Annotated in this window: 23 protein-coding genes and 2 pseudogenes; 15 read left to right on the forward strand and 10 right to left on the reverse strand. The window is 62.9% G+C overall.

The genetic code is table 11. From position 1 onward, the window contains the following. Nucleotides 1–72 precede the first annotated feature (72 nt). Nucleotides 73–1086, forward strand: a complete 1014-nt coding sequence (locus tag HX866_RS10025; RefSeq protein WP_177139372.1) for a zinc-binding alcohol dehydrogenase family protein — start codon at nucleotides 73–75, stop codon at nucleotides 1084–1086. 425 nt (nucleotides 1087–1511) lie between these two features. Further along, entirely contained in the window at nucleotides 1512–1691 is a 180-nt protein-coding gene (locus HX866_RS10030; protein WP_177093391.1) for a hypothetical protein, read from the forward strand. 15 nt (nucleotides 1692–1706) lie between these two features. Here HX866_RS10030 and HX866_RS10035 read toward each other — a convergent pair whose 3' ends face one another. Then, a complete protein-coding gene (locus tag HX866_RS10035) occupies nucleotides 1707–2894 on the reverse strand; it encodes a multidrug effflux MFS transporter (RefSeq protein WP_177105447.1) in 1188 nt (395 codons plus the stop codon). A 97-nt stretch (nucleotides 2895–2991) separates the two neighbouring features. Continuing rightward, nucleotides 2992–3195 (reverse strand): heavy-metal-associated domain-containing protein, encoded by a 204-nt coding sequence (locus HX866_RS10040; RefSeq protein WP_177105446.1) that lies wholly within the window; start codon nucleotides 3193–3195, stop codon nucleotides 2992–2994. Nucleotides 3196–3343: 148 nt separating this feature from the next. Between HX866_RS10040 and HX866_RS10045 the strand changes: the two genes are divergently transcribed. The 3 genes from HX866_RS10045 (at nucleotide 3344) to cueR (ending at nucleotide 6593) form a co-directional block, all read left to right on the forward strand. Beyond that, nucleotides 3344–3730, forward strand: a complete 387-nt coding sequence (locus HX866_RS10045; RefSeq protein WP_177139374.1) for a hypothetical protein — start codon at nucleotides 3344–3346, stop codon at nucleotides 3728–3730. Nucleotides 3731–3793: 63 nt separating this feature from the next. Continuing rightward, nucleotides 3794–6181: a heavy metal translocating P-type ATPase gene (locus HX866_RS10050; protein ID WP_177139376.1), complete on the forward strand. Its 2388-nt coding sequence runs from the start codon at nucleotides 3794–3796 to the stop codon at nucleotides 6179–6181. Nucleotides 6182–6191: 10 nt separating this feature from the next. Then, nucleotides 6192–6593 (forward strand): Cu(I)-responsive transcriptional regulator, encoded by a 402-nt coding sequence (gene cueR / locus HX866_RS10055; protein WP_177139378.1) that lies wholly within the window; start codon nucleotides 6192–6194, stop codon nucleotides 6591–6593. 32 nt (nucleotides 6594–6625) lie between these two features. Here cueR and HX866_RS10060 read toward each other — a convergent pair whose 3' ends face one another. Further along, nucleotides 6626–7522 (reverse strand): PA4780 family RIO1-like protein kinase, encoded by an 897-nt coding sequence (locus HX866_RS10060; RefSeq protein ID WP_177093397.1) that lies wholly within the window; start codon nucleotides 7520–7522, stop codon nucleotides 6626–6628. A 639-nt stretch (nucleotides 7523–8161) separates the two neighbouring features. Here HX866_RS10060 and HX866_RS35035 point away from each other — a divergent pair. Together HX866_RS35035 and HX866_RS35040 are read left to right on the forward strand one after the other, a co-directional pair. Continuing rightward, a pseudogene (locus HX866_RS35035) lies at nucleotides 8162–9052 on the forward strand (cache domain-containing protein); the annotation flags it as partial. Nucleotides 9053–9313: 261 nt separating this feature from the next. Next, nucleotides 9314–9910, forward strand: a pseudogene (locus HX866_RS35040) (methyl-accepting chemotaxis protein); the annotation flags it as partial. Nucleotides 9911–9938: 28 nt separating this feature from the next. On the opposite strand, the gene HX866_RS10070 reads toward HX866_RS35040, so the two are convergent. Next, nucleotides 9939–10730: an AraC family transcriptional regulator gene (locus HX866_RS10070; RefSeq protein ID WP_177105442.1), complete on the reverse strand. Its 792-nt coding sequence runs from the start codon at nucleotides 10728–10730 to the stop codon at nucleotides 9939–9941. Between the two features lie 219 nt (nucleotides 10731–10949). On the opposite strand from HX866_RS10070, the gene HX866_RS10075 reads away from it, so the two are divergent. From HX866_RS10075 to HX866_RS10100, 6 genes are all read left to right on the forward strand, one after another. Next, complete coding sequence (locus HX866_RS10075; protein ID WP_177139380.1) at nucleotides 10950–11804, forward strand: MaoC family dehydratase; 855 nt, start codon at nucleotides 10950–10952, stop codon at nucleotides 11802–11804. Between the two features lie 119 nt (nucleotides 11805–11923). Next, nucleotides 11924–12229, forward strand: a complete 306-nt coding sequence (locus HX866_RS10080) for a MazG-like family protein (RefSeq protein WP_100944316.1) — start codon at nucleotides 11924–11926, stop codon at nucleotides 12227–12229. Continuing rightward, nucleotides 12226–12975 carry a methyltransferase gene (locus tag HX866_RS10085; protein ID WP_177105440.1) on the forward strand — a complete coding sequence of 250 codons (750 nt, stop codon included), beginning with the start codon at nucleotides 12226–12228 and terminating at the stop codon, nucleotides 12973–12975. Before HX866_RS10080 ends, HX866_RS10085 begins: the two co-directional genes overlap by 4 nt. Nucleotides 12976–12989: 14 nt before the next feature. Continuing rightward, nucleotides 12990–13586: a DUF4136 domain-containing protein gene (locus HX866_RS10090; protein WP_177139382.1), complete on the forward strand. Its 597-nt coding sequence runs from the start codon at nucleotides 12990–12992 to the stop codon at nucleotides 13584–13586. A 17-nt stretch (nucleotides 13587–13603) separates the two neighbouring features. Next, nucleotides 13604–14164, forward strand: a complete 561-nt coding sequence (locus HX866_RS10095; protein ID WP_177093404.1) for a DUF4136 domain-containing protein — start codon at nucleotides 13604–13606, stop codon at nucleotides 14162–14164. 112 nt (nucleotides 14165–14276) lie between these two features. Then, the gene (locus HX866_RS10100; RefSeq protein ID WP_177139384.1) at nucleotides 14277–16139 is read left to right on the forward strand and encodes a pilus assembly protein TadG-related protein; all 1863 of its coding nucleotides are present in this window, start codon (nucleotides 14277–14279) and stop codon (nucleotides 16137–16139) included. Here the strand turns inward: HX866_RS10100 and HX866_RS10105 are convergent. Both HX866_RS10105 and HX866_RS10110 read right to left on the reverse strand, forming a co-directional pair. Further along, nucleotides 16047–18875 carry a PAS domain-containing sensor histidine kinase gene (locus HX866_RS10105; RefSeq protein WP_177139392.1) on the reverse strand — a complete coding sequence of 943 codons (2829 nt, stop codon included), beginning with the start codon at nucleotides 18873–18875 and terminating at the stop codon, nucleotides 16047–16049. The genes HX866_RS10100 and HX866_RS10105 overlap by 93 nt on opposite strands. Continuing rightward, nucleotides 18872–19318 carry a TadE/TadG family type IV pilus assembly protein gene (locus HX866_RS10110; RefSeq protein WP_177093407.1) on the reverse strand — a complete coding sequence of 149 codons (447 nt, stop codon included), beginning with the start codon at nucleotides 19316–19318 and terminating at the stop codon, nucleotides 18872–18874. Before HX866_RS10110 ends, HX866_RS10105 begins: the two co-directional genes overlap by 4 nt. Before the next feature lie 75 nt (nucleotides 19319–19393). On the opposite strand from HX866_RS10110, the gene HX866_RS10115 reads away from it, so the two are divergent. Beyond that, nucleotides 19394–19864 carry a prepilin peptidase gene (locus HX866_RS10115; protein ID WP_177093408.1) on the forward strand — a complete coding sequence of 157 codons (471 nt, stop codon included), beginning with the start codon at nucleotides 19394–19396 and terminating at the stop codon, nucleotides 19862–19864. A gap of 126 nt (nucleotides 19865–19990) precedes the next feature. Next, entirely contained in the window at nucleotides 19991–20764 is a 774-nt protein-coding gene (locus HX866_RS10120; RefSeq protein WP_177139394.1) for a response regulator, read from the forward strand. 104 nt (nucleotides 20765–20868) lie between these two features. Here HX866_RS10120 and HX866_RS10125 read toward each other — a convergent pair whose 3' ends face one another. From HX866_RS10125 to HX866_RS10140, 4 genes are read right to left on the reverse strand one after another with little or no spacing between them, the layout of a single operon-like run. Next, nucleotides 20869–21135, reverse strand: coding sequence for a DUF3613 domain-containing protein (locus HX866_RS10125; RefSeq protein ID WP_177093410.1), 267 nt, complete (start codon nucleotides 21133–21135; stop codon nucleotides 20869–20871). Between the two features lie 21 nt (nucleotides 21136–21156). Next, complete coding sequence (locus tag HX866_RS10130; RefSeq protein ID WP_177093411.1) at nucleotides 21157–21891, reverse strand: hypothetical protein; 735 nt, start codon at nucleotides 21889–21891, stop codon at nucleotides 21157–21159. 10 nt (nucleotides 21892–21901) lie between these two features. Then, complete coding sequence (locus tag HX866_RS10135) at nucleotides 21902–22789, reverse strand: type II secretion system F family protein (RefSeq protein WP_177105435.1); 888 nt, start codon at nucleotides 22787–22789, stop codon at nucleotides 21902–21904. Between the two features lies 1 nt (nucleotide 22790). Then, nucleotides 22791–23678: a type II secretion system F family protein gene (locus HX866_RS10140; protein WP_177139402.1), complete on the reverse strand. Its 888-nt coding sequence runs from the start codon at nucleotides 23676–23678 to the stop codon at nucleotides 22791–22793. Nucleotides 23679–23686 lie beyond the last annotated feature (8 nt).

Below are 23686 nucleotides of genomic sequence, written 5' to 3' on the forward strand. Positions count from 1 at the left end.
TAGCCGGTTTTATCTTCAAGGGAAATAGCCAATCATGGCGCCATCGAAATCACTGCCCTCTGGAGTTTTCACATGAAAGCCATTGCCTTCTACGCATCCTTGCCCGTCACCGATCCACTGTCCCTGCAGGACATCGAACTGCCCGCCCCGGTTGCCGGTCCCCGTGACCTGCTGGTGGAGGTCAAGGCCATCTCCGTCAACCCGGTGGACACCAAGGTTCGTCAATTCATGCCGCCGGAAAACGGCGCAGCCAAGGTGCTCGGCTGGGATGTGGCAGGCGTGGTCAAGGCGGTGGGCAGCGACGTCAGTCTGTTCAAGGTCGGCGACGCGGTGTTCTATGCCGGTTCCCTGACCCGCCCTGGCGCCAACAGCGAACTGCATGTGGTGGATGAACGCATCGTCGGGCACAAACCGAAAAGCCTGGGTTTCGCCGAAGCCGCCGCCTTGCCGCTGACCGCCATCACCGCTTGGGAATTGCTCTTCGAACGCCTGCAGATCACCGAAGACAAGGCTGATCAGGGCCAGAGCCTGCTGATCGTCGGCGCCGCTGGTGGCGTGGGTTCGATCCTGACCCAGCTCGCCAGCCAGCTGACCGGCCTGAAAGTCATCGGCACTGCTTCGCGCAGCGAAACCCAGGATTGGGTGAAAGAGCTGGGTGCCGACCTGGTCATCGATCACAGCCGGCCATTGAGCGAAGAGCTCAAGTCACACGGCCAGGCGCAGGTGACCCATGTCGCCAGCCTGACCCAGACCGACAGCCACCTCGACCAACTGGTCGAAGCCCTCAAGCCCCAGGGCAAGCTGGCGCTGATCGACGACCCGAAAGGCCTCGACATCAGCAAGCTCAAGCGCAAGAGCCTGTCATTGCATTGGGAGTTCATGTACACCCGCTCGATGTTCGAGACCGACGACATGATCGAACAGCACAACCTGCTCAACCGCGTCGCCGAACTGATCGATGCCGGCGTATTGAAAACCACGGTGGGCGAACATTTCGGCCAGATCAACGCCGCCAACCTGCGCCGTGCCCATGAGTTGCTGGAAAGTGGCAAGGCCAAGGGCAAGATCGTGCTGGAAGGGTTCTGAGTCGAATCCCCCTGTAGGAGCTGGCTTGCCAGCGATGGCGTCCTTGAATCCAGCGGCGCCTATCCGGACAACATCGCCAGCAAGCCGGCTCCTACAAGACCGTGCCTCACCACAAAAGTATCGTGTTGCCACGGCCCCCTGTAGGAGCCGGCTTGCCGGCGATGGCGGCCGATCAGTCTACGCAAGACTTACGGGCCTCATCGCCGGCGCTCCTACAAGGTTTTCGGCGTTTGCAGAAATGCGGCCTTACGAGAAAGGTTTGCTCCTACAAAAAAGCCGGAACAACCACCAGTCAGATGTTTGAGCCAGGTCATCTGCTGGCAAGAAATCAGCGCTACAATCCTTTCCTCACTGCTGTTTTGGTCTTAATGCAGTCATTTTCAAAAAACAGAGAATGAGCCGTTACCAACAGGAGGAAGTCCGCAATGAATATACTGGTTAAAGAACTGACCAGGCCCCACGGCAATCAATGGCAGGTCCGTCTGGACCAGCACGTGGTGACCTTCCGTAGCGAATCCGAAGCCCGCGCCTTTGTCAGCACCCTGCAAAGCAGGCTGCAGGCTCCCCACGCCTTCCCCGAACGCCAACAACGCGCCGTCGGCTGATCCCGCGCCGGGAACCTAGCCCTGGATGACTCGCGCGTTCTGCACGCGACGAGTCGACATGGCCAGCGTGACCACCAGCACACCGCACAAGCTGATGACCAAGGCCATCGGCACGGCGCTGCCATCGTGCAGCACGCCGACCAATGACGCGGCGGCGGCCGCCACACCAAACTGCAGGCAGCCCAGCGTCGCCGACGCACTGCCCGCACGCCCACCCTGACCGTTCATCGCGCAAGCCGAGGCGTTGGGCAGAATGCAACCCAGGCTGGAAATACAGATAAACAACGGCACCAGCAACGGCCACAGTTGTTGCGGGTGCAGGCTGCTGATCGCCAGCAGCGCCAGGCCCGCCACCAGGTAGACCCACACCGCGCGGACCAGCAGAAAGGCCGGGCCACGCTTGGCCAGCAGGCGCGAATTGACCTGTGCCGTCAGGATAAAACCCGCGGCGTTGGTGCCGAACAACCAGCCGTAGTGCTCGGCCGGTACGCCATAGAGCTTGATGAACACGAACGGCGAACCGGCAATGTAGGCAAACATCCCAGCAATCGCGATGCCGCCGGTCAGGGCGTGACCGAGAAACAGGCGATCCCCCAACAGACGACCGTATTGGCGCAACGCACCCGACAGCGGTGGACGCGGATGATTGGCCGGCAGACTCTCGGGCAGGCCAAGAATCACGGCAACGGCCGCCAGCGCACTGAACACCGTCAAGGCGACAAAGATCGAGTGCCAGCCATAGAGGTTGACCAACACGCCGCCGAGCATCGGCGCGAGGATCGGTGCCAATCCCACCACCAGCATCAGCTGTGAGAAGACCTTGGCCGAACCCACCGCGTCGCATTTGTCGCTGACCACCGCCCGGGAAATCACCATTCCGGCGCAGCCACCCAGGGCCTGGACGAAACGCGCGGCAATCAGCCATTCCAGGCTCGGGGCGAAGGAACAGGCCAGGGACGCGACCGTGAACAGCGCCACCCCCACCAGCAACGGCGTCCGCCGACCGAAGCGGTCAGCCACCGGACCGTAGGCCAACTGGCCGATGGAGAGGCCGAGAAAATACACCGCCAGGGTCAGCTGGATATGTTTTTCATCGGTGCCAAAGGCGCTGGCCATGGCCGGAAAGCCCGGCAGGTAAAAGTCGATCGCCAAGGGCGCGAATGCGCTCAGGGCGCCAAGAATCAGGATGGTTCGCAGGTTCATCAGGTGTCCAGGGAAGATCGGCGCGGGGCGCTAGTCTAGCGGCGCAAGGACACCTTGAACAATCTGATAGGCCGCTAACTATTAAAAACCGCTGCCATCAACCGGCCAACTTCACCTCATAACCTTCTTCACTGATGGCGCTGAGCACTTCCTCCGCCGACAGCCGACTGCTGCTGACGCCGACTTCCTTCGCCGCCAGGTCGACTCGCACATCGGCCGCCGGATCGCGGGCCTGGACCGCCTGGGTAATGGCCCGAACACAGTGACCGCAGGACATACCCTGGACATTGAAGACTTGCATGGCATCGCTCCTTTCATGGGGGAATGTGCAGAGTTTCAAGCTTGCCACCATGGCAAGGTCAAGTTCCTGATGACACTGCCGGGCTGGCATTTAACGCGAGCCTGCGCCAAGCTTCGGCATCGACGATCAAACCGTAGGAGATTCAGCCATGCGCTGGTCAGTTTTCAGCCTGTTCGGCCTTCTCAGTATTTTCGGTGCGAGTCCCTTCGCCAGCGCGGCCGGAGAGGATTACGCCGTGTTGATCATTTCTCGCGAGCGCCTGGAAGTCTCCACCTCCTGCGAAATCGGCATCTATCTCCAGGACCAACTGTCCGCACGGCTGTTCCAGGAACAATCCATTTCCTTCAACCTGCCGCCCGGCAACGTCTCCATCCGTTTGAAATTCCTGCCCGGACAGATACCAGGCTGTGAAGCCGGGATGCTGACCACCCCCGAGCAGGTGATCAAACTCGGCGGCGGCGATGTGCGCAAGTTCGCCATCGTTGGCGGCCCGGAAGGCCTGCGCCTGAAACAGGCCCCCCTGGGTTATCAATAAGGGCTTGACCTTGCCAAGGGGGCAAGGTTGATTCTGCGGGCAACTTCTCCAGGAGTATTGCCCATGCTCGCCTCTACCCTCTTCGACCTGCCGATCGCCGGCATGACTTGTGCCAGCTGCGCCGGCCGGGTTGAACGCGCCCTGAGCAAGGTGCCCGGCGCCAGTGCCGTCAGCGTCAATCTCGCCACCGAACAGGCCCGCGTCCAGGCCCCGGCCGACAGCCTGCCGGCGCTGCTCAGCGCCGTCGAGCAGGCTGGCTACAGCGTACCCACCCATACCCTGGAACTGGATATCGGCGGCATGACCTGCGCCTCCTGTGCCGGCCGGGTCGAGCGGGCCTTGAGCAAGGTCCCCGGCGTGCAGCGGGTCGGCGTCAACCTGGCCAGCGAACGGGCCCACCTGGACCTGCTCGGCCAGGTCGACCCCGCCGTGCTGATGACCGCAGTCACTGGCGCCGGTTACACCGCCAGCCTGCGACAGAACGAAGCCGCCGTCGCCCAGGACCAGCAACGGCGCCTGCACCGCGAGCGCCTGTCCCTGTTGCTGGCGATCGCCCTGGCCCTGCCGCTGGTGGTGCCGATGCTGGTCCAGCCACTGGGCTATCACTGGATGCTGCCGGCCTGGCTGCAATGGGCGTTGGCTACCCCGGTGCAATTCATCTTCGGGGCGCGCTTCTATGTCGCGGCCTGGAAAGCAGTCAAGGCCGGAGCGGGCAATATGGACCTGCTGGTCGCCCTCGGTACCAGCGCCGGTTATGGCCTGAGCCTGTACCAATGGGCCAACGCGGCCCCGGACAGCATGCCCCATCTGTACTTCGAGGCCTCGGCGGTGGTGATTGCTCTGGTGCTGTTGGGCAAATACCTGGAAAGCCGTGCCAAACGCCAGACCGCCAGCGCCATCCGTGCCCTCGAAGCCTTGCGTCCGGAGCGGGCGATCCAGGTGGTGGACGGCCGCGAGCAGGACGTCGCCATCAGTGCCTTGCGCCTCGATGACCTGGTCCTGGTCAAACCCGGCGAACGCTTCCCGGTGGACGGCGAAGTGGTCGAAGGCCGCAGCCACGCCGATGAAGCGCTGATCAGCGGGGAAAGCCTGCCGGTGCCCAAGCAGCCCGGCGACCCGGTCACCGGCGGGGCCATCAACGGTGAAGGCCGGTTGCTGGTGAAAACCCGCGCCCTGGGTGCCGAAACCGTGCTGGCACGCATCATCCGCCTGGTGGAAGACGCCCAGGCCGGCAAGGCGCCGATCCAGAAACTGGTGGACAAGGTCAGCCAGGTGTTCGTCCCGACGGTCCTGCTGCTGGCCCTCGCGACACTGATCGGCTGGTGGCTGCACGGCGCGCCGCTGGAGACCGCGCTGATCAATGCGGTAGCGGTGCTGGTGATTGCCTGCCCCTGTGCCCTGGGCCTGGCGACACCGACGGCAATCATGGCCGGCACCGGCGTGGCCGCGCGCCATGGCATCCTGATCAAGGACGCCGAAGCCCTGGAACGGGCCCATGAAGTCAGCGCCGTGGTCTTCGACAAGACCGGCACCCTCACCTCCGGCGCGCCGCGCATCGCCCATCTGCTCACAACCGCCGGTGACGATGACAACGTGCTGCAACTGGCCGGCGCCCTCCAGCGCGGCAGCGAACACCCCCTGGCCAAGGCGGTACTGGATGCCTGCGCCGAACGCGGCCTGACACTGGCGGATGTCAGCGACAGCCGCGCCCTGAGCGGACGCGGCATCGCCGGCCGTCTCGGCGAGCGCGCCCTGGCCCTGGGCAATCAGCGTCTGTTGGATGAAAGCGGCCTGGACGCCGGCACGCTGGGCGAGTCGGCAAGCGCCTGGGAAGCCGAAGGCCGGACCTTGTCCTGGCTGATCGAGCAAAGCCCACAGCCGCAGGTGCTCGGTTTGTTCGCCTTCGGCGACACCCTCAAGCCCGGCGCCCTGCCAGCCATCGCACAGCTCAAGGCCCGGCAGATCAGCAGCCACCTGCTGACCGGCGACAACCGTGGCAGCGCCCGGGTGGTCGCCGAAGCCCTGGGCATTGACGATGTTCACGCCCAGGTGTTGCCGGCGGACAAGGCCGCCATCGTCGCCGAGTTGAAAAAACACGGTGTAGTGGCGATGGTCGGTGACGGCATCAACGATGCCCCGGCGCTGGCCGCCGCCGATATCGGCATTGCCATGGGCGGCGGCACCGATGTCGCCATGCACGCGGCCGGCATCACCCTGATGCGCGGCGATCCGCGACTGGTGCCGGCGGCCCTGGAAATCAGCCGCAAGACCTACGCGAAGATCCGCCAGAATCTGTTCTGGGCTTTCGTCTATAACCTGATCGGCATCCCCCTGGCCGCCTTCGGCCTGCTCAACCCGGTCCTCGCCGGTGCCGCCATGGCCCTGTCCAGTGTCAGCGTGGTGAGCAATGCGTTGCTGCTCAAGACCTGGAAACCCAAAGATCTCGACTGAAGGAGTTGTCATGAATATCGGCCAAGCAGCCCGCCAGAGTGGCCTGAGCGCGAAGATGATTCGTTACTACGAGTCCATCGGCCTGCTCAAGGCCGCCAACCGCACGGACAGTGGCTACCGTTTGTACAGTGCGCAGGATTTGCACAGCCTGGCGTTTATCAAGCGTTCCCGGGACCTGGGCTTCTCCCTGGAAGAGGTCGGCAAGCTGCTGACCCTCTGGCAGGATCGCCAGCGCGCCAGCGCCGACGTGAAAGCCCTGGCGCGCCAGCATATCGAGGAATTGACCCGCAAGATCGAGGAGCTGGCCAGCCTGCGCGACACCTTGCAGGACCTGGTGGAACACTGCCACGGCGATCACCGACCTGACTGCCCGATCCTCAAGGACCTGGCGTCGGGAGGTTGCTGCCCATGAAAAATCCGGCCGAGGCCGGATTTTTTACATCCTTACTGCTGCATCCACGGTGGAGGCGGCTCTTCGGCCTTGCTCGGCGGTTTGTCATCCGCCGCACGGATCGCCTGCCGGCGCTCTTCGTCGAAGCGCGCCGCTTCGATCTCGCGCATGACACTGCCGACGTCCGCCAGTTCTTCCGGATCGTCGAACTCGCCCGTCAGGACGCTGCCCGGATGCAAGGTGCCGGCTTCGAACAACGCCCACATTTCCTTGGCATAACGGGTCAACTTGAGCTCCGGGGCAAAACGCCCGAAATAGGACGCCATGTTGCCGACGTCACGCTCCAGCATGCTGAACGCATGGTTGTTGCCCGCCGCATCCACCGCCTGGGGCAGGTCGATGATCACCGGACCCTGTGGCGTCAACAGCACGTTGAACTCCGACAGGTCACCGTGCACCAGACCGGTGCACAACATCAGCACGATCTGGGAAATCAGGAACGCGTGATACTCGCGCGCCTGATCCGGCTCCAGCACGACATCGTTGAGGCGTGGCGCGGCATCGCCATACTCGTCCGCCACCAACTCCATCAGCAGCACGCCTTCCAGGAAGTCGAACGGCTTGGGCACCCGTACACCGGCACCGGCCAGACGGAACAATGCCGCCACTTCCGCGTTCTGCCAGGCGTCCTCGGTCTCCTTGCGACCGAACTTGGAGCCCTTGGCCATGGCCCGGGCCTGCCGGCTGTTGCGTACCTTACGGCCTTCCTGATACTCGGCCGCCTGACGAAAACTTCGTTTATTCGCCTCCTTGTAGACCTTGGCACAACGTAGCTCGTTGCCACAGCGCACCACATAAACCGCTGCCTCTTTACCACTCATGAGTGGGCGCAGCACCTCGTCGACCAGACCGTCCTCGATCAGGGGTTCAATGCGTTTTGGAGTCTTCATCAGCTTTTATTGTGGGTCCTTTATTGCCAAACACGCGAATGTCACTCGTTATACGGCAATCCTCTCACAGCGGGGAGAGGATTGCCGACCTCGAATACTCTCCAATGCACTCAATGTGCCAGATTATTCCGACGAATCGACCGGAGGAAAACCGAGCTTCCAGAGAATAGCTGACGATTATCAAGCTATTGTTCCTGGGGCACCTTGTGGTTTCCGACCACTGCCGGACGCCTGAAGCTCAAAAAAAATCAGAATATTCGCCGCGTACCTCAACTTTTTTCCGCGCCAGCCGAAGCGCTCTAAGACAGAGGCGTTTTTGTCGGACAATCAGCACGCCGTCAGCGAAACGGATTTTCAGCACAGCCACCACTTCACAGCTGCCCTATACCGACCCCACGCGATCAATACGTCTGGGGTTTACAAGAAAAATCTGGAGCGCGGATGAACATCAAGCAGAAACTGACCTGGGCGTTTGCAATCGTCGCCTGTTTGCCGGTGGTGCTGGTTGCCACCCTGGTGGTACTGAACCTGCGCAGCGAAGCCCGCAGCAACTTTGTTGACGGCAGCGGTCGAGAGATCCGCCAGGTCAACAACGCGATGCAGCTGTTTTTTGACGGCGTCAGCCAGAACGTCGAATACATGACAAACCTGCCGCTGATAAAAAATTCCGATGGTGTGCTCAAGAGCTACATGAGCGCCGATGCCGCGCAGCTCCCCCTCAACGAGCAGGACAAACAGATCTACGACCTGCTTGAGGGCATGAGACTGGCCCACCCGGCTTATTCCTACGTGTCCTACGGCGTTGGCAACGGGGGCTATGTCTCCACGCCAGCCGACCCGAAACTGGCCAACTACGACCCGCGCGCCCGCCCCTGGTACAAGACCGCGATCGCCAATCCCGGCAAGACCTTGCGCACCTCCGCCTACTACTGGGCGGCCGACGACGCCGTGATGATCGGTACCGTGCGCACCGTGGACAACAAGCTCGGGGCCCAGGGTGGCGTCGTCGGCGTCGACGTGACCCTCAAACAGCTCACCGAGGTCGTCAAGCAGATCAAGCTCGGTGAAAGCGGCTACCTGATGCTGATGGAAAACAGCGGCAACCTGCTGGTGGACCCCAAGCAGCCGGAACACAACTTCAAGAACCTCGGCAGCCTGGGCAGCGGCTATGCCGACCTGGCCAAAGCCGGCAAGGGCCTGGTGGAAGTCGATATCAACGGCGAACACTACATGGCCAATGTCTGGCCATCGGATCAGCTGGGTTGGACCTTTATCGGCCTGATCAAGCAGAGTGAAGTGATGGCCTCGGCCAACCAGTTGACCTGGCTGGTGGCGATCATCGCCGCTGTGCTCGCGGTGATCTTCGCCATTGTCGGCGCCAGCTTCGCCAGCCTGATCGTGCGGCCGATCCGCAGCGTGGCCAGCGGCCTGGAAGGCATCGCCCAGGGCGAAGGCGACCTGACCCAGAACCTGCAGATCCGTGGCAGCGACGAAACCGCGCAACTGGCGAACTGGTTCAACCAGTTCCTCGGCGCGATCCGCAGCCTGATCCAGCACATTGGTCAGTCGGCGAACAAGATTCTCGATTCGTCGCGTAATTCCACCCGGGTTTCCGGGGACATGGCCGACGCCGCCGGACGCCAGCGCGAGGCGGTGGACATGGTTTCCACGGCCTTCCACGAGATGGTCGCCACTGCCAACGAAGTCGCCCGCTCCTGCAGCCAGGCCGCCGAGTCAGCCGACAGCGGCCAGCGTCAGGCCCGCGAAGGCCAACAACAGATCGATGCGGCGGTCAGCAGCGTCGACCAGTTGAGCCATGAAATCTCGCAGTCGGCGCAGTCGATGCAGCAACTGGAAAGCGACAGCAACAATATCCAGTCGATTCTCGGCACCATTCGTTCGATTGCCGAACAGACCAACCTGCTGGCGCTCAACGCGGCCATCGAAGCAGCGCGGGCCGGTGAACAGGGCCGTGGTTTTGCGGTGGTGGCCGACGAGGTGCGGGCCCTGGCCAAGCGCACTGCCGACTCCACGGCGGAAATCGACGGTCTGTTGGGCAACCTGGCCAAACGTACCAGCCAGGTCGCCCAGCAGATGCATGCCAGCCTCGAGGTGTCGCAGGAGTCGGTGAACCGCATTGGCCTGGCGCGCACCAGTTTCGGGCAGATCCGCGATTCGGTGGATGTGATCCGTGACATGAACACCCAGATCGCCACCGCGGCGGAAGAGCAGCACCACGTGGCCGAGGACATCAACCGGCATATCAGCCAGATCCATGGCGATGCGCAATTGGTGGCGGAACTGGCGAACTCGGCGCGGCTCGACTCCCAGGGGCTGGCGGGGCTGTCCAGCGAGCTGGATGCGTTGGTCAAGCGCTTCCGCACCTGAGCCCTTCCCAAAGAACCTGTTCCGCCACTCAGTGACGGAACAGTTCCCCCGGCGTATAGCCGAACAAACCCTTGAACGCAGCGATGAACGCAGACGTCGAATCATAACCACAGGACAGCGCGGCCCGGGTCACGCTGTCACCCGCCTCCAACGTCCCCAGCGACGAGAGCAATCGGGCACGCTGGCGCCAACCCCGGAAACTCAGGCCGGTCTCGCGCTGGAACAGCCGCATCAAGGTTTTTTCCGACATACCCAGGCGCTCGGCCCACTGCCCCAGGGTGACCCCCAGTTCGGGGTTTTCAATCAACTCGTTGCACAAATCGAGCAAGCGCGCATGCCGTGGCAACGGCAGCGAGAACCCCACTTCCGGCAGCCCCGCCAACTGATCCAGCAACACCTGCACCAAGCGCCCTTCGCTCCCCCCGTCCTCGGGATAATCGGCCGGTAACAGGCAAAAACTCTTGATCAACTCGCGGGCCAGCGGCGTCACCTCCAGCACCCGGCAGCGCGACGGCGCCCACTGGCAATCCTCACGACGCACATACAGGCTGCGCATTTCCGCACGCATCGAAGTCACCACCTCATGCTCCAGCCCCGCCGGAATCCAGACGCCCCATTGCGGTGGCGCGAAGAAGCTGCCCTCGGTGGTGTGCACCCCCAGCACCCCGCTGATGGCATAGGAAAACTGCACCCAGTCATGGCGATGACGGGGCGTCCACGAGCCGGCGCTCAAACTCTCGGCACGGGCGTATAGCGGGCGCGGCAGGGACGCCAGAGCAGGAATCTGTCGTTGAGGACCACGTTGTCCGTTAGTCGGCATGGATAGACCTTATGTCGCAAGACGGCATTCAGGCTGCGACCTTAGGCCAAGCCATCGTTTCTGACAATGCCAGCGAAGCCATCAACCCTCGCCCATGGCTCACTCCGACCCCACCAGCAACACAGCGCAACGAATCCATCCTACTATTCGAGAGAAATAGCCTATAAAACTGAAAGTCTTTTCCTACAAATCAAGCGACCGCTCAGCGAGAGCCCGCCCATGACCGTGAACTGGCAATACCTGACCGCCGCCCCCAGCCTGCCTGCGCTTTATCTGCGTGCTGCGACACGGCGGATCATCACCGGCCAACACTTGCCTGAGCAGGGACTACGCAGTTGGGTGACCGTCGATGACCGGCGCCTGGCCGCCTATCGCCGGGTCTGCGGTTTTGCCGAGGGCAGCCCGATGCCGGCGACCTATCCCCATGTGCTGGCCTTGCCCCTGCAACTGCAGTTGCTGACGGCCAAGGAGTTTCCCTTTCCATTGCCGGGCCTGGTTCACCTGAACAACCGCATCCGCCTGTTGCGGCCCCTGGGTGGCACCGACAATCTGCGCATCGGTGTGCAGGTGCGCAACCTGCAGCCCCATGTCCAGGGCGCGACCTTCGATCTGCTTACCGAGATCGACGATGCCCTCGGGCCGCTGTGGCAAGCCGAAAGCCGGATACTCTGCCGGGGCGTCACCCTGGACGCCAGGCCGCCGAGGAAAAACAAGACCGCGACCCCGCCCTTGACCGAGCTGTCGCGCTGGCAGGTGCCCGTCGATATCGGTCGGCAATACGCCAGGGTTTCCGGCGATTACAACCCGATCCACCTGACCGCCCTGAGCGCCCGCCTGTTCGGCTTCCCCCGGCCGATCGCCCATGGCCTGTGGAACAAAGCCCGTATCCTCGCGGCCCTGCACGCCCACCTGCCGAGCGCGAATATCGAGATCGAGGTGGCCTTCAGAAGACCGGTGCGCCTGCCCGGCGAAGTCGGCCTGTGGGTCAGTGAGCCAGGCTCGAACGGGGCGTTCAAATTGTCCGGCGCCAAGGGGCTGGAGCACCTGAGTGGCCGTTGGCAGCCGATTACCTGATCGCGCGTCGACCGGCACTGACGAATATTTCATCTTCTCCAGGTGTTATCCCTACAGCAAGGCCCTTGCTTCCCGTTCTCATCCACCGGAAGCTAGGCACCTTGAAGGAGAACACCCGCATGAACCTCGACGAACTGACCCAACGCCTGCACGGCATCCGCGATCGCAACGACTGGAAAACCTTCCACAGCCCGAAAAACCTGGCGATGGCCGCCAGTGTGGAAATGGCCGAACTGGTGGAGATTTTCCAGTGGCTCAGTGAGGATCAATCGCGCCAGTTGCCGCCGGAAAAGCTTGCCCATGCCGGGCAGGAAGTCGGCGATATCGTCCTCTATCTGCTCCTGCTGTGCAGTGAACTGGGGCTGGACATGAACGAGGTGGTCCGCGCCAAGCTGGCCGACAGCGAACGGCGTTTTGCCCAATGAGCGACCGTCATTTCGACCAGTTGGCGACCCGCTTCGCCGAGAAAATCTACGGTGGGGCCAAGGGCGCGATCCGCCTCGCCGTGCTCCAGGCCGACCTGACCGAGAGCTTGCCGCAGCGCCCGCTGCGGGTGCTGGATATCGGTGCGGGCCTGGGCCATATGTCGTTGTGGCTGGCCGAACGCGGTCATCAGGTGACCCTGGCCGAACCCGCCGAACCGATGCTCGAAGGCGCACGCCAGCGCTTTGCCGAGGCCGGACAAAGCGCGACCTTTATCCAGGCGCCGTGGCAGGACCTGCTCGGCCAGCTCACCGAACCTTATGACCTGGTGCTCTGCCACGCCGTGCTCGAATGGCTGGCCGAACCCCATGCGATCCTGCCGGTGCTGCACCAGCTGTGCAAACCGGACGGCTGGCTGTCCCTGGCCTTCTACAACCGCGATGCGCTGATCTACCGCAACTTGCTCAAGGGCCATTTCCGCAAGATGCGCAAGAACGACATGGCCGGCGAAAAGCAGAGCCTGACCCCGCAACAACCCCTTGATCCACGGGAGCTGGCGGCGCAACTTGAAGGTCTGTGGCGGGTCGAAACACAGAGTGGGGTGCGGGTATTCCACGACTACATGCCGGTTGAATTCCAGTCCCGCGCCGCCCTGGCGGATCTGCTGGAAATGGAACTGGCCCACCGTCGCCACCCCGGCTTTGCCGGGCTGGGACGTTACCTGCACTGGATCTGCCGTCCGGTCTGAATGCGGAGGATGCAATGAGTCGCCGTTTTTGTCTGTTAGCGCTGTGCCTGGGCCTGGCGGCCTGCCAGAGCGACAACCCCTACACCGCCAGCTCCATGCCCCTGCCGCCGGCCCCGGCGCAGGTTTCCCATGGCCCGGACCTGAGCGCCTATCCGGCGCCGCCACGGGACTATGCGCGCTACCGCAGCTGGGCCTGGAGCAATGACCGACTGCCCGCCGGCACCACCTGGGCCGACCCGGCGCAGTTGGCCGAAGTGGTGGGCAACGCCCTCGAGCAGCAGGGTTTGCGCCCCCGTCGCGACACCGCGCCGCCGGACCTGCGGGTCAGCGCCGACCTGCACGTGGAGAAACGCCTGCGCCAGGTCCAGGAAGACTACGGTTATGCGGGTGGCCCTTATGGCAACCGCTACGGCATGTACCCGATCGCCCCGATCGTGCGCACCTACGAGGTGCAAGTGCTCGTGGTGCGTATCAGCCTGTTCGACACCGGCACCGGCCAACCGATCTGGAGCGCCAGCGCCGAGACCGGCACCCAGGGCAACCAGCTCGAACGCACGGATGCCTTGCGCGACGCCGTGAACAAAGCCCTCGCCAGTTATCCCCCCAGCTAGCCCCCCGGAGAAAGATCATGTTCCGCCGTCTCGCTTTAGTGGTTTTTGCCGTGCTGCTCAGTGCCTGTGAAACCACCCAGGTCAACCACGATTTCGACGCCAGCCGTGATTTCGCCGCTTACCGCAGCTGGAGCTGGAAAGAACCCGCGTTGCAGTATCGACCGGACGACCCGCGAATCAAGAGCGACATCACCGAGCAGCGTATTCGCCAGGCGGTCGGCGAACAGTTGGACCAGCGTGGCTTGCGCCCGGCCGTGGCCGGAGGCAAGGCCGATGTGAAGGTCCAGGCGTACCTGATCGTCGACAATCGCCAGCAACAGGTCAGCACCAATTATGGAGGCGGTTGGGGTGGCCCTTGGCACGGCGGTTTCTGGGGCGGTCCTGGCTACACGGAAACCCGCAGTGTCGATTACCAGGTCGCGACGATCCAGGTCGATCTGCTCGATGGCAAGGACGGCAAGCTGGTCTGGCGCGGCAGCGCCGAGCAGATGGTCAACGACGGCGCGACGCCGGCCGAACGCAGTGCGGCAATCAACCAGGCGGTGGCCAAGTTGATGACCGCCTATCCGCCGAGGTAACCACCCGGAACGACATCGCGCCCCAGGCCGACGCGCTCTTCCAGCCTTGACTACACTGCCAAGGATTACTGGAAAGTAAGCGCTCGGCCATGGGCCGGCAAAGGAGTGCTCGATGTCTTTCCCCGGTCGTGCCGTCGCCTTTCATGGCCCCGCCAGCCAGCGCGGGGCCATTGGCCTGATGGCGGCCATCACCCTGGGCCTGGCGCTGCTATTGATGGTGGTGGTGGCCGATACCGGCCGGCTCTATCTCGAACAGCGCAAGTTGCAACGAGTGGTGGATACCGCCGCGCTGGAAGCGGTAAGCCGCGGGGGTACCTGCCTGCCGGGCCTGAGCGCCGCCAGTTATGCCACCCTGGCCGCCAGTCGCAATGCCTTTACGGTCGGCACGGGCAACACACTGACCACCACCTGCGGCACGTTGGTCACCGGGAGTAATAACCTGCGTACCTTTGCCGTGAATGCCGCTCAATCTTCGGCCATCAAAGTGGTCGCCACCCATGCCGTCGCCACCAGCATCGCCGCCGGGATCTACACCCTGGTCTCGACCGCCACCTTCAATCCGAATACCCAGTTGAGCGCAACGGCCGTGGCCGCAACGCCGCTACCGCCCACCGCGCAATTGAGTATCCGCAGTACGGTCGTCACGGCGAATCTCAACTCGATCATGGGGCCGCTGCTCGGCAGTTCACTGACCATCACGGCCGCCGGCTGGAACGGCCTGCTCAGCACCAACATCAACCTGCTCAGCTACCTGAACCAACTGGCCATCGACCTGAATGTGACGGCCGGCAACTACACCCAGTTGCTCGCCACCAATGTCACCGTCGCCCAGTTGATGCAGACGGCCATCACGGTCTCCCAGGCCAATGGCGCGAGCGCCGATGTCCTGACGGCGCTGGGCAACTTGAAAGTCGCCGCACAAACGGCGGGAAGCATTCAACTGGGGAACCTGCTCAGTCTGTCGACCAGCACGCCAACCTCGGTGCTGAACGCCAATCTACAAGTGTTCCAACTGGTCCAGGCGCTGGCCGAGGTCGCCAACAACCAGAATGGCCTGGCGGTGACACTCCCCGTCAGCCTGCTGGGATTGGGATCGGGAATAACCGTGCAGACCAAGGTCATTCAGGCGCCGCAGTTCTCTGCGATAGGCAACCCGGCCCTCGCCGCGCTCAACCCCCAAGGCCCCAATCAGATTTACGTGCGTACGGCACAAATCCGCACATTGGTGAGCCTGGATCTGTCGGTGGTCACCAATATAGTGTCGATCGTGACAACCGCACTTTCAGCGATTACCTCGGCCCTGGGAATACTGGGGCTGAATCTCAGCATACTGCCCGTGCATACCCTGGGCCTCAGCCTGGACGCCGGCGGCGGCAGCAGCTATGTCACGGGCTACACCTGCGTCAGCGACACCAACAAAAGCCTGTCCATCAGCGCCACCACCGATACAGCCTACCTGCGAGTCGGCAATATCAGCTCGAACTGGGCAAGCAGTTCGGCGGCACCCACTGTCACGCCTTTCGTCCTGGTCGCCGTGGGTACGTTGGCAGCCCCTTATTCCGGCGGAGGCCTTGAACTGACGATCAACAGCCCGGCGCTGCAAACAACCGGCACCAATACGTTTATCAATCCACCCAATGTCAATGTAACGCCCACGCCCGCCTACCCGCCCTACACACTGTCGATGTCCAACCCTACCACCAGCCTGACATCTTCCGTCACAGGCATACAGTTGACGTCCATTACACCGACCTACACCCCCTCACCGCTTCTGGCAGTCACTTTCGGGCTGGTCACGACGGCCATCAATGGCCTGACCAGCCTGCTGGTATCGGCCTTGAGCGCTCCGCTCAACCTCGTGCTGAACGACCTGATCAACACGTTATTGACCGGCCTGGGCATCACGGTCGGGCAGATTTCCGTCGACGGCCACCTCACCTGCGGCCAGACCGGCAAGGCCTACCTCGTGATCTGAAGCAATCGGCAGTTCCACGCAAAACCGCGCCCCGGCCTCACCATTACGCACGCTGAGGCGCCCGCCCATGTTCTCGACAATCCCGTAGCTCACCGACAAACCCAGACCGGTACCAACGCCCACCGGTTTGGTGGTGAAGAAGGGTTCAAAGATCCGCTCCAGCAAGCGCGGGTCGATGCCGCCGCCGTTATCCTCGACGAACAAGCGCACGGCTCGCTCATCAAGTTCGGCGGTCAACGCTATCCACGGCTCAAAGTCGCGGTTCTTCTCACGCTTGCTCAACAGCGCATCCCGGGCATTGACCATCAGGTTGATCAGCACCTGTTCCAACTGGTCGACGAACCCCCGCACCTGTACCTCGAACTCGATGGGCGCCACCCGCAGTTGCACGCCCTTGCCCTTCATCCCTTCGCTGAGCAACGACAAGGTGCCCTCCACCGCCTGCGCCGGATTGAACGGCGCCTGTTCGATTTCCGAACGGCGGCCGAACACCCGCATATGATCGACCACCCGCGCCGCCCGCTGGACCTGGGCATCGATACGATTGAGCTTGTCCTGCAAGTAGTCGATCTGCACATCGCCATTGCTCAGGCGCTTGAGCACATTGACGATGGCCATGCGCATGACGTTCAGTGGCTGGTTGATCTCATGGGCAAGGCCTGTGGCCATTTCGCCCAAGGTGGCCATTTTCGCGCTCTGGGTCAGTTGCTGCTGGGAACGCCGTACTTCGGTGTTGTCACGCCCCACCGCCTGCACCTCGACCAACCGGCCTTGCTCATCGAACACACCGCGATCCGACCAGACCCACCAGGCATGTTCGCGGCCGGGCAACTGCAGGCTGATTTCCGCAGTGCTCACCGGCTGTTCCGGGGTCAGTTGCGCCAGGCGCTGGACAAACGCCGCGCGCTGCTCGGGCGACAACCAGTTGCCCAGGTCAACCCCCGGCAGTTGCTCGGGCAAACATTCCAGATAGACCGCGAGCGGCTTGTTGCCGAAGGTCAGTGTCAGGTCCGGGCGGTAACGGCAGATCATCGCCGGTGAATCTTCCACGAGGATGCGATAGCGCTCCTCGCTTTTCTGGATATGCTCGGCGGCCAAGGTCGCTTCGGTGACATCGAGCCACAAGCCCACCGCCTCCACCGGCAAACCCAGGTCATCGCGCAACAGCCGGGCCTCATCCAGCAGCCAGTGGTAAGTACCACCCTTGTCCCGGAGCCGATAACGACAACTGACGTTGCCTTCGCGCAGCAACTGGCGGGTGCGATCGAAATAGCGGTCACGATCCTCAGGGTGAATCCACTGGGCCAGGCCACCATCGGCACAGTCGGCCAGGGTCCAGCCCAGCAACGGCAACAGGCTGTCGCTGAAGAACACCGGCTGCAAGGCGCCCTCGACATAACGCTGCACATAGATCACCGCCGGCGAACTGGCGATCAGGTTGTCCAGCCGGGCATGGGCGGCGGCGGCGTCCTGCTCCTGGTTCTTGACGTCGCTGATGTCGAGCATGAAGCCGACAATCCGCAGGCTGTCGCCCACCCCCAGTATCTGTCCCTGGAGGCGATACCACTGGGGGGACTGGTGCGGGTCCTCGGCATGGCGCCGCACACAGAGCAGCAGCGCCTTGCCCTGCTGCAAATCGTGCATGCGACTGGAAAGCTCCTGACGGTCGGCGGCATGGAACAACCCCAGCCATGCCTCCAGCGATACCACCCCGTACGAAACCTCCAGCCCCAGCCCCCGGACCAGTTGCGGGGCCAGTTGCAGTTCGTCGGTCGCCGGAGTCCACTCCCACCAACCGGTCCCCAACAAGCCTTGCAGCACCTCCAGGCGCTCCAGTTGATGGTGATGCACCTGCTGCCTCAGGCGAGCCAGCAAAGGCGCCGCCAGGGCCGCCGCCAGTTGCAACCAGTCGCGGTCGTCCAGCCGCGCCTCCCGTTGCGGCACCGGGTAAAACCCGGCGAGCAGCCAGGCGGCCACTCCGTGGTCGTCACAAAAAGGAATGAGCAAACCATCGGCATTGCCCATCACCCCTTGCAGGCGCATATGTTCGCTGAGGCCCTGCTGTGCGCTGAACGACAGCGGCACCATGCCGCTGAGGCTGTCCAGGCCAGTGCCCAGGGCCTGGCCGGTCTGCCACAGGGCCGGGGCGTCATGGGCCCGATACTGGCTGTGCACCGTCCACTGCTGTTGATGGTCGTCCAGCAGCGCCAGGGCGACACAGGGAATCCGCCAGCGCTGGGACAGCCCCTGCAATTGCTCGTTGAGTACCTGGGGCAGGCGCGCCAGGCTGCACAAGCGCAATTGTTCACTCACCTGTCCGGCGACCTGCTGCAACTGCTCACGCAACGATGAGCGCAGGTTGTGCTCAAGCAGGTCACCGATATCCAGGGCCTGTAACCACCAACCCGGGTTGCCGGGCTGGACCCAGGCGCGGGTATGCAGGACTTGCCCGGCCGGCCCGCTGAAGTCCAGGTCCAGGCTCTGCCCGAGCCAATCCGCCGGTACGCCTTCGACAGACAGCCGACTGGAGAGCAGCAACCAGTTGCGCAACTCACCACCGGCCTCCTGCGGCGCCAGGTCATGACGCAAGGGACCGTCGATGCTCAAGACCCGGCCTTCGTCGTCGAGCCGTAGCAGCAAGCCGAAGGCCGGGGCGGGCAAGTGGTGCATGGGCTCGGCTGGCGACTCGCTGCCGCGTCCCAGCAAGCGCCCGAACAGCTTGTCCCCTGCGCTCAAAATTGCAGACTCGAGGTGACGGTCAGGTTCGTGGGGAGATTGGGTACCGTGCCGATTCCAGGTAACACCAGAAACGGTAGGGCATTGTTTAGTTGGGCCGTCGGATAGTTCACCGTGACCGTCAGGATGCCGCCCGAGTAAACCGCGGTGATATCGCTGGCGGCGTTGAAGTTGAAGGCCGGGGGAATCCAGCCCAGCTTGCTGGTGGCGGCCTGTATCGCCGTGCTCTGGACCAGGGTGGTGTAGTTGCTGCCGGCCGCCACGGGGTCAACGGCCACACTACGGCGCAACGCCTCGGCCGTCGCCTCGTGGAACGACTGCACCATCAACAATGGCAGGCAGTAGCTGACCATGCCATAGAACACCCCGAAGAAAATAACGAACACGAGGGCGAACTCGATGGCGGCGGCGCCTTTTTGCTTGCTCGGGAGGCTGGGATTCATGGCAACGTCTACCCTGACAACTGCACGTTGCTATCAGCATAGAATCATTCGCCGGAAAAGGACGCTTTTTAGTCGATGCACAGCCTTGTTCTGTTGGCCTGGTTCGCGCTCTGTGCGGCCCAGGATCTGCGTCACCGGCAAATCGCCAATACCTTGACCCTCGGTGCCGGAGCGCTGGCCCTGGCCTATCTGCTCTGGAACGGCAGCACCTGGCTCGGGGCGCCGGCGGTCCAGGGCGGCGTGGCCTTGTTCCTGGCGCTGCTGCTGAGCGTGCCCGGCTATGCCGTCGGCCGCCTGGGGGCAGGTGATGTCAAACTGTTGTCGGCACTGGCGCTGGCCAGCGACCCGAACACCCTGCTGGGCACCTTTATCGGCGCCGGTGCCGCCACGCTGCTGTGGCTCTGGCTCGCTCCCCGAATGTGGCCGTTACTGGGACAAGGTCCACGGGCCAGCCTGCACCACCTGGCTCCCGAAACCGTGGAAAAACGCCCCTTCGCGCCCTTTCTGCTGATTGGACTGTTTTGTATGTCAACCAGCATCCTTTAGTCGTAGCAGCTGTCGCGTCTATGTACAGAGTGGCAAAGTGCGTCTACTTTTGAGGGTGAGCCCCGCGAATTCAAGCGTGTGGGCAAGGAACTCGTAGTCATTGGCTGGTAGAGCATGGAGTCGCGCGTGAACGAGCTTGTATCCCAAGTCAAAGTACTGGTGGTGGATGACCAACCACTGATCGTCGAAGAAATCTGCGAGTTTCTCGAAAGCAACGGTTATCGTTGTGTGCCTTGCCTGTCCAGCCTGCAGGCCATTGAACGCTTCAGGGAGGACAAGGGCATCGGCCTGGTGCTCTGCGACCTGCAGATGCCCGATCTGGACGGCATCGAACTGGTGCAACAGCTGCAGCACATCGCCGGTAAGCAGCGTGCCTTCGAGGCCATCATGCTCACCGGTCGAGCCGAGAAACAGGACGTGATCAAGGCACTCCGAGCCGGCGTCGCCGACTACTACCAGAAGCCCGTGGACCTGAGCGAACTGCTTGAAGGCATTCAGCGTCAGGACAAGGTGCTGGCCGAGCGCAACCGAACCGACAGCCTGGGCCACCTGAACCAGAAGCTGCAGTTCTTGGCCGAGTCCATCGACGACCTCTATCAGGACCTGGACAGGATGCGACGCGGCAAGGCTACCGAGACCAGCGACGACTCCGACTCCGACTCGACACAGATCCTGCCCGAAATCGTCAACCAACTGTCGCCCCGGCAACTGGACGTCGCGCGATTGGTGGGCAAGGGGCAGACCAACTACCAGATCGCCTGTGAACTGGGCATCACCGAGAACACGGTGAAGCTCTATGTGTCCCAGGTTCTGCGCTTGACCCACATGCACAACCGGACCCAACTGGCATTGGCATTGTCGCCGGCCAATGTCCGACAGAGAGGAATCACCGAACATTGATCAGGCCGGTGATACCGCCTGCACCAGCGCTATCGCGATCAAGCTCGTTCAGGGGCTGGCTCGGCGGTAGCGACCTGCAAGGAGCCAGTCCCCCGGGTGCTGGCTCAATTGCTCTTCAATGACCCGCCTTCACTCTGCTTGAAGAAATCCGGAATCGAATGTTTGTAGCTGTCCAACCAGCGTTGCAGGCTTTGCTCGCGTTCGCTTGGCGTGGCCGTCTGGGGCATCGGTGTCTGCTGTTTCCCCGAAACCTGCAGTTGCAACCAGCTTTCCGTCTGCCGCTGGTAGCCCGAGTACGCCTCCGGCTCCATCGCCTGGGCGCTCAACGCCAGCAGCAGGGCGGGCACAGCACAAAATCCATATCGCTTCATTTCGACCTCCTTCCTGTCGATTTAACGGACACCACTGGCCTCGGCAGGCGCCTCTTGCCTTGCCGCGACCCGATCACTGGCGGCCCGACCACTCGCGCCGGCACCGCTCTTGAGCTGTTGGGCCCGGGCCTGGGCTTCGCTGAACTGCTGGGGCGTCAGGTTCATGCGGGTGACCAGTTCGGCAGCCTGCTTCCAATTGTCCTGGTAGAGCAGCAAGGTCACCAGGTTCACCGACGCCAAGGGATCGGACTGCTTGAGCTCGATGGCGGTCAGAAACTCGAAACGGGCATCCTCCAGTCGCAGTTGGTTGAGATAGACCACCCCCAGATCGTTGCGAATCTTCTCGTCAGTGGGTGACAAGCGCGCCGCCCGCTGCAGATGCGCCATCGCCAGGCCATTGTCGTTACGGGCCGCCGCCAGTTGCCCGAGGCCATGTTCACCTTCGGCCGCGAGGCAGGTCCCAAGCAGGCTGCGGTACAGCGGCTCGGCCTCGCTGCGGCCCAACTGACGATAAACCCGGGCCTTGCGCAAGCGCACAGCGTCGAGACTTTCCGGCAGGTTTTGCAGGTTGGCCAGGCTGGCGTGCAGCTTGCCCTCACCCGCCATGTCGTCCGCCAGGTTCAATGACAGCTCCTGGTCGGCATCCGGTTTGGCACAACTGCCGCCCTGCCCCGTCAGCGCCGCCCAGGATGCGCGGCCATCGCCGGCACATCCTCCCAGCGCCAGCATCACCAGCGCGCCAATCAATGCTTTCATCCCACTCCTCCTAGAATGTACTAAAGGCCTTGGCCAAGGCGGTAAAGCCTGGCCCGGCGAGGACGATCAACAACGCCGGAAACAGGAACACCATCATCACCACGGACATCTTCGCCGACATCTTCGAGATGTACTCCTGCAGACGGGTCAGGCGCCGGTCATCAAGCAATTGCTTGAGGGCCAGCAACGACTTCATCGCCCCGCCGCCCTGATGGATCAGTTGCTGAAGAATGACGCAGATATCATCGAACTCGTCCACCGCCAACAGGCCGGCCACCTTGTTCAACTCCTCACCCAGCTCCAGGCCCGAATCGACCCGCACCAGCACCAGTCTCAGTTCCTCGCTCACCACCGGCAGCAACTCCCGGCCCTCCTGGGAGAGCACCCGCAACGCCTGCTCCACGGCCATGCCCGACTCGAAGAGGATCCGCAGCAACGGGATAAAGGTCGATACCTCCAGGACAACCTGCTGCTGTCGGCGCTGGGCCAGGATCACCAGCAAGCGCTTGGGAAACAAATAGCCGGCGGCCAAGGCCATGAAGGGGGCGATCCAGGGCGATGAGCTATCGGAAAACGCCACCTCCTCCACCAGCAACGCGAGACCCAGCGCCAGCAGCGGCAGACCGAGTTGGCTGGCGGCAAATAACGAACGCTGACTGGCCTTGCGCCAGCCGACACGATTGAGCAACGTCTGGGTCTCGTTATCCATGCTGATCGAACGCTGGCCGAAACGCGACTCGCCCAGGCTGCGCAACAGGCTGCCGAAACGATTGCTGCGGCTCATGTGGCCTTGCAGACGCTGGGTCACCGCACGCTCACGCCGGCGTCGCTGCAACCACTGGCCCAGTACCAGGGTCACGGCGGCGAGCAACAGCAGGACACTGGCCAGGATCGCCATCTCACACGCTCCGCAACATGCGCCACAACGCCAGGCAACCGAACACCTGCAAGCCGAACGCTACCAGCAACATTTGCCGACCGCTGGCGTCATCCCACATGTGTAGCAGGTACCCCGGGTTGGCAATCAGAAAATAGCCCGCCATCCCCACCGGCAGCAGCGCCAGCACCACCGCAGTCATGCGGGTTTCCCCTGTCATGGCGTGCAGTTGCCGGGCAGCCTGTTCGCGCTCGCGAATCAGTTTGATCAGGTTTTCCAGCAACTCGCTGGCGTTACCGCCGTAGCGGTGGTTGACCTTCAACCCCAGGGCCAGGAAACGAAACTCGTCGAGTTCATAGAACTCGGCGAAGTCATGCACCGCATCCGCCAGGCCGACCCCCAGTTCAACGTTGCGACGTACCCGGCCCATGCCTTCCCGCAGCGGATTGGTAGACGCCTCGATCCCCCCCAGGATCGCATCCGCCAGGGTCCGCCCCGACTTGAGACTGCGCACCGCATGATCGAGCAGGGATGGCAGTTGCTCGACCATCCGCCGTACACGACGCCGATACCGCCAGGCCAGGTACAGGCGCAAGACCAGGGGCGGCAACACCAGCATCACCAGCAATCCGATCCCGCCGGCCTCCACGCCGCCCACCAGTACCAACAGCACCCAGATGCCCAACCAGAACCCTTGTCGCTCACCGGGGCGGTTCAGGCCGGCCCTCACAAACAGCCGATCGAGGCGGTTCTGCGCGGTACTGGTCGCCGGCGCCAAGGCCGGCTGGGCCTGGCCCAGACGGCTCAGCACCCGTTCGTTGCCGGTCTTGCGCATGCTCGTATAGAAAAGACGTATCGACAGTGCCAGCATCAGCAGGCTGATCAGGCCGAGCAACACGGAAACAAACATTGGCGCGC

It is taken from the genome of Pseudomonas gingeri, from assembly GCF_013386165.1.
GTDB lineage: Bacteria > Pseudomonadota > Gammaproteobacteria > Pseudomonadales > Pseudomonadaceae > Aquipseudomonas > Aquipseudomonas gingeri_C.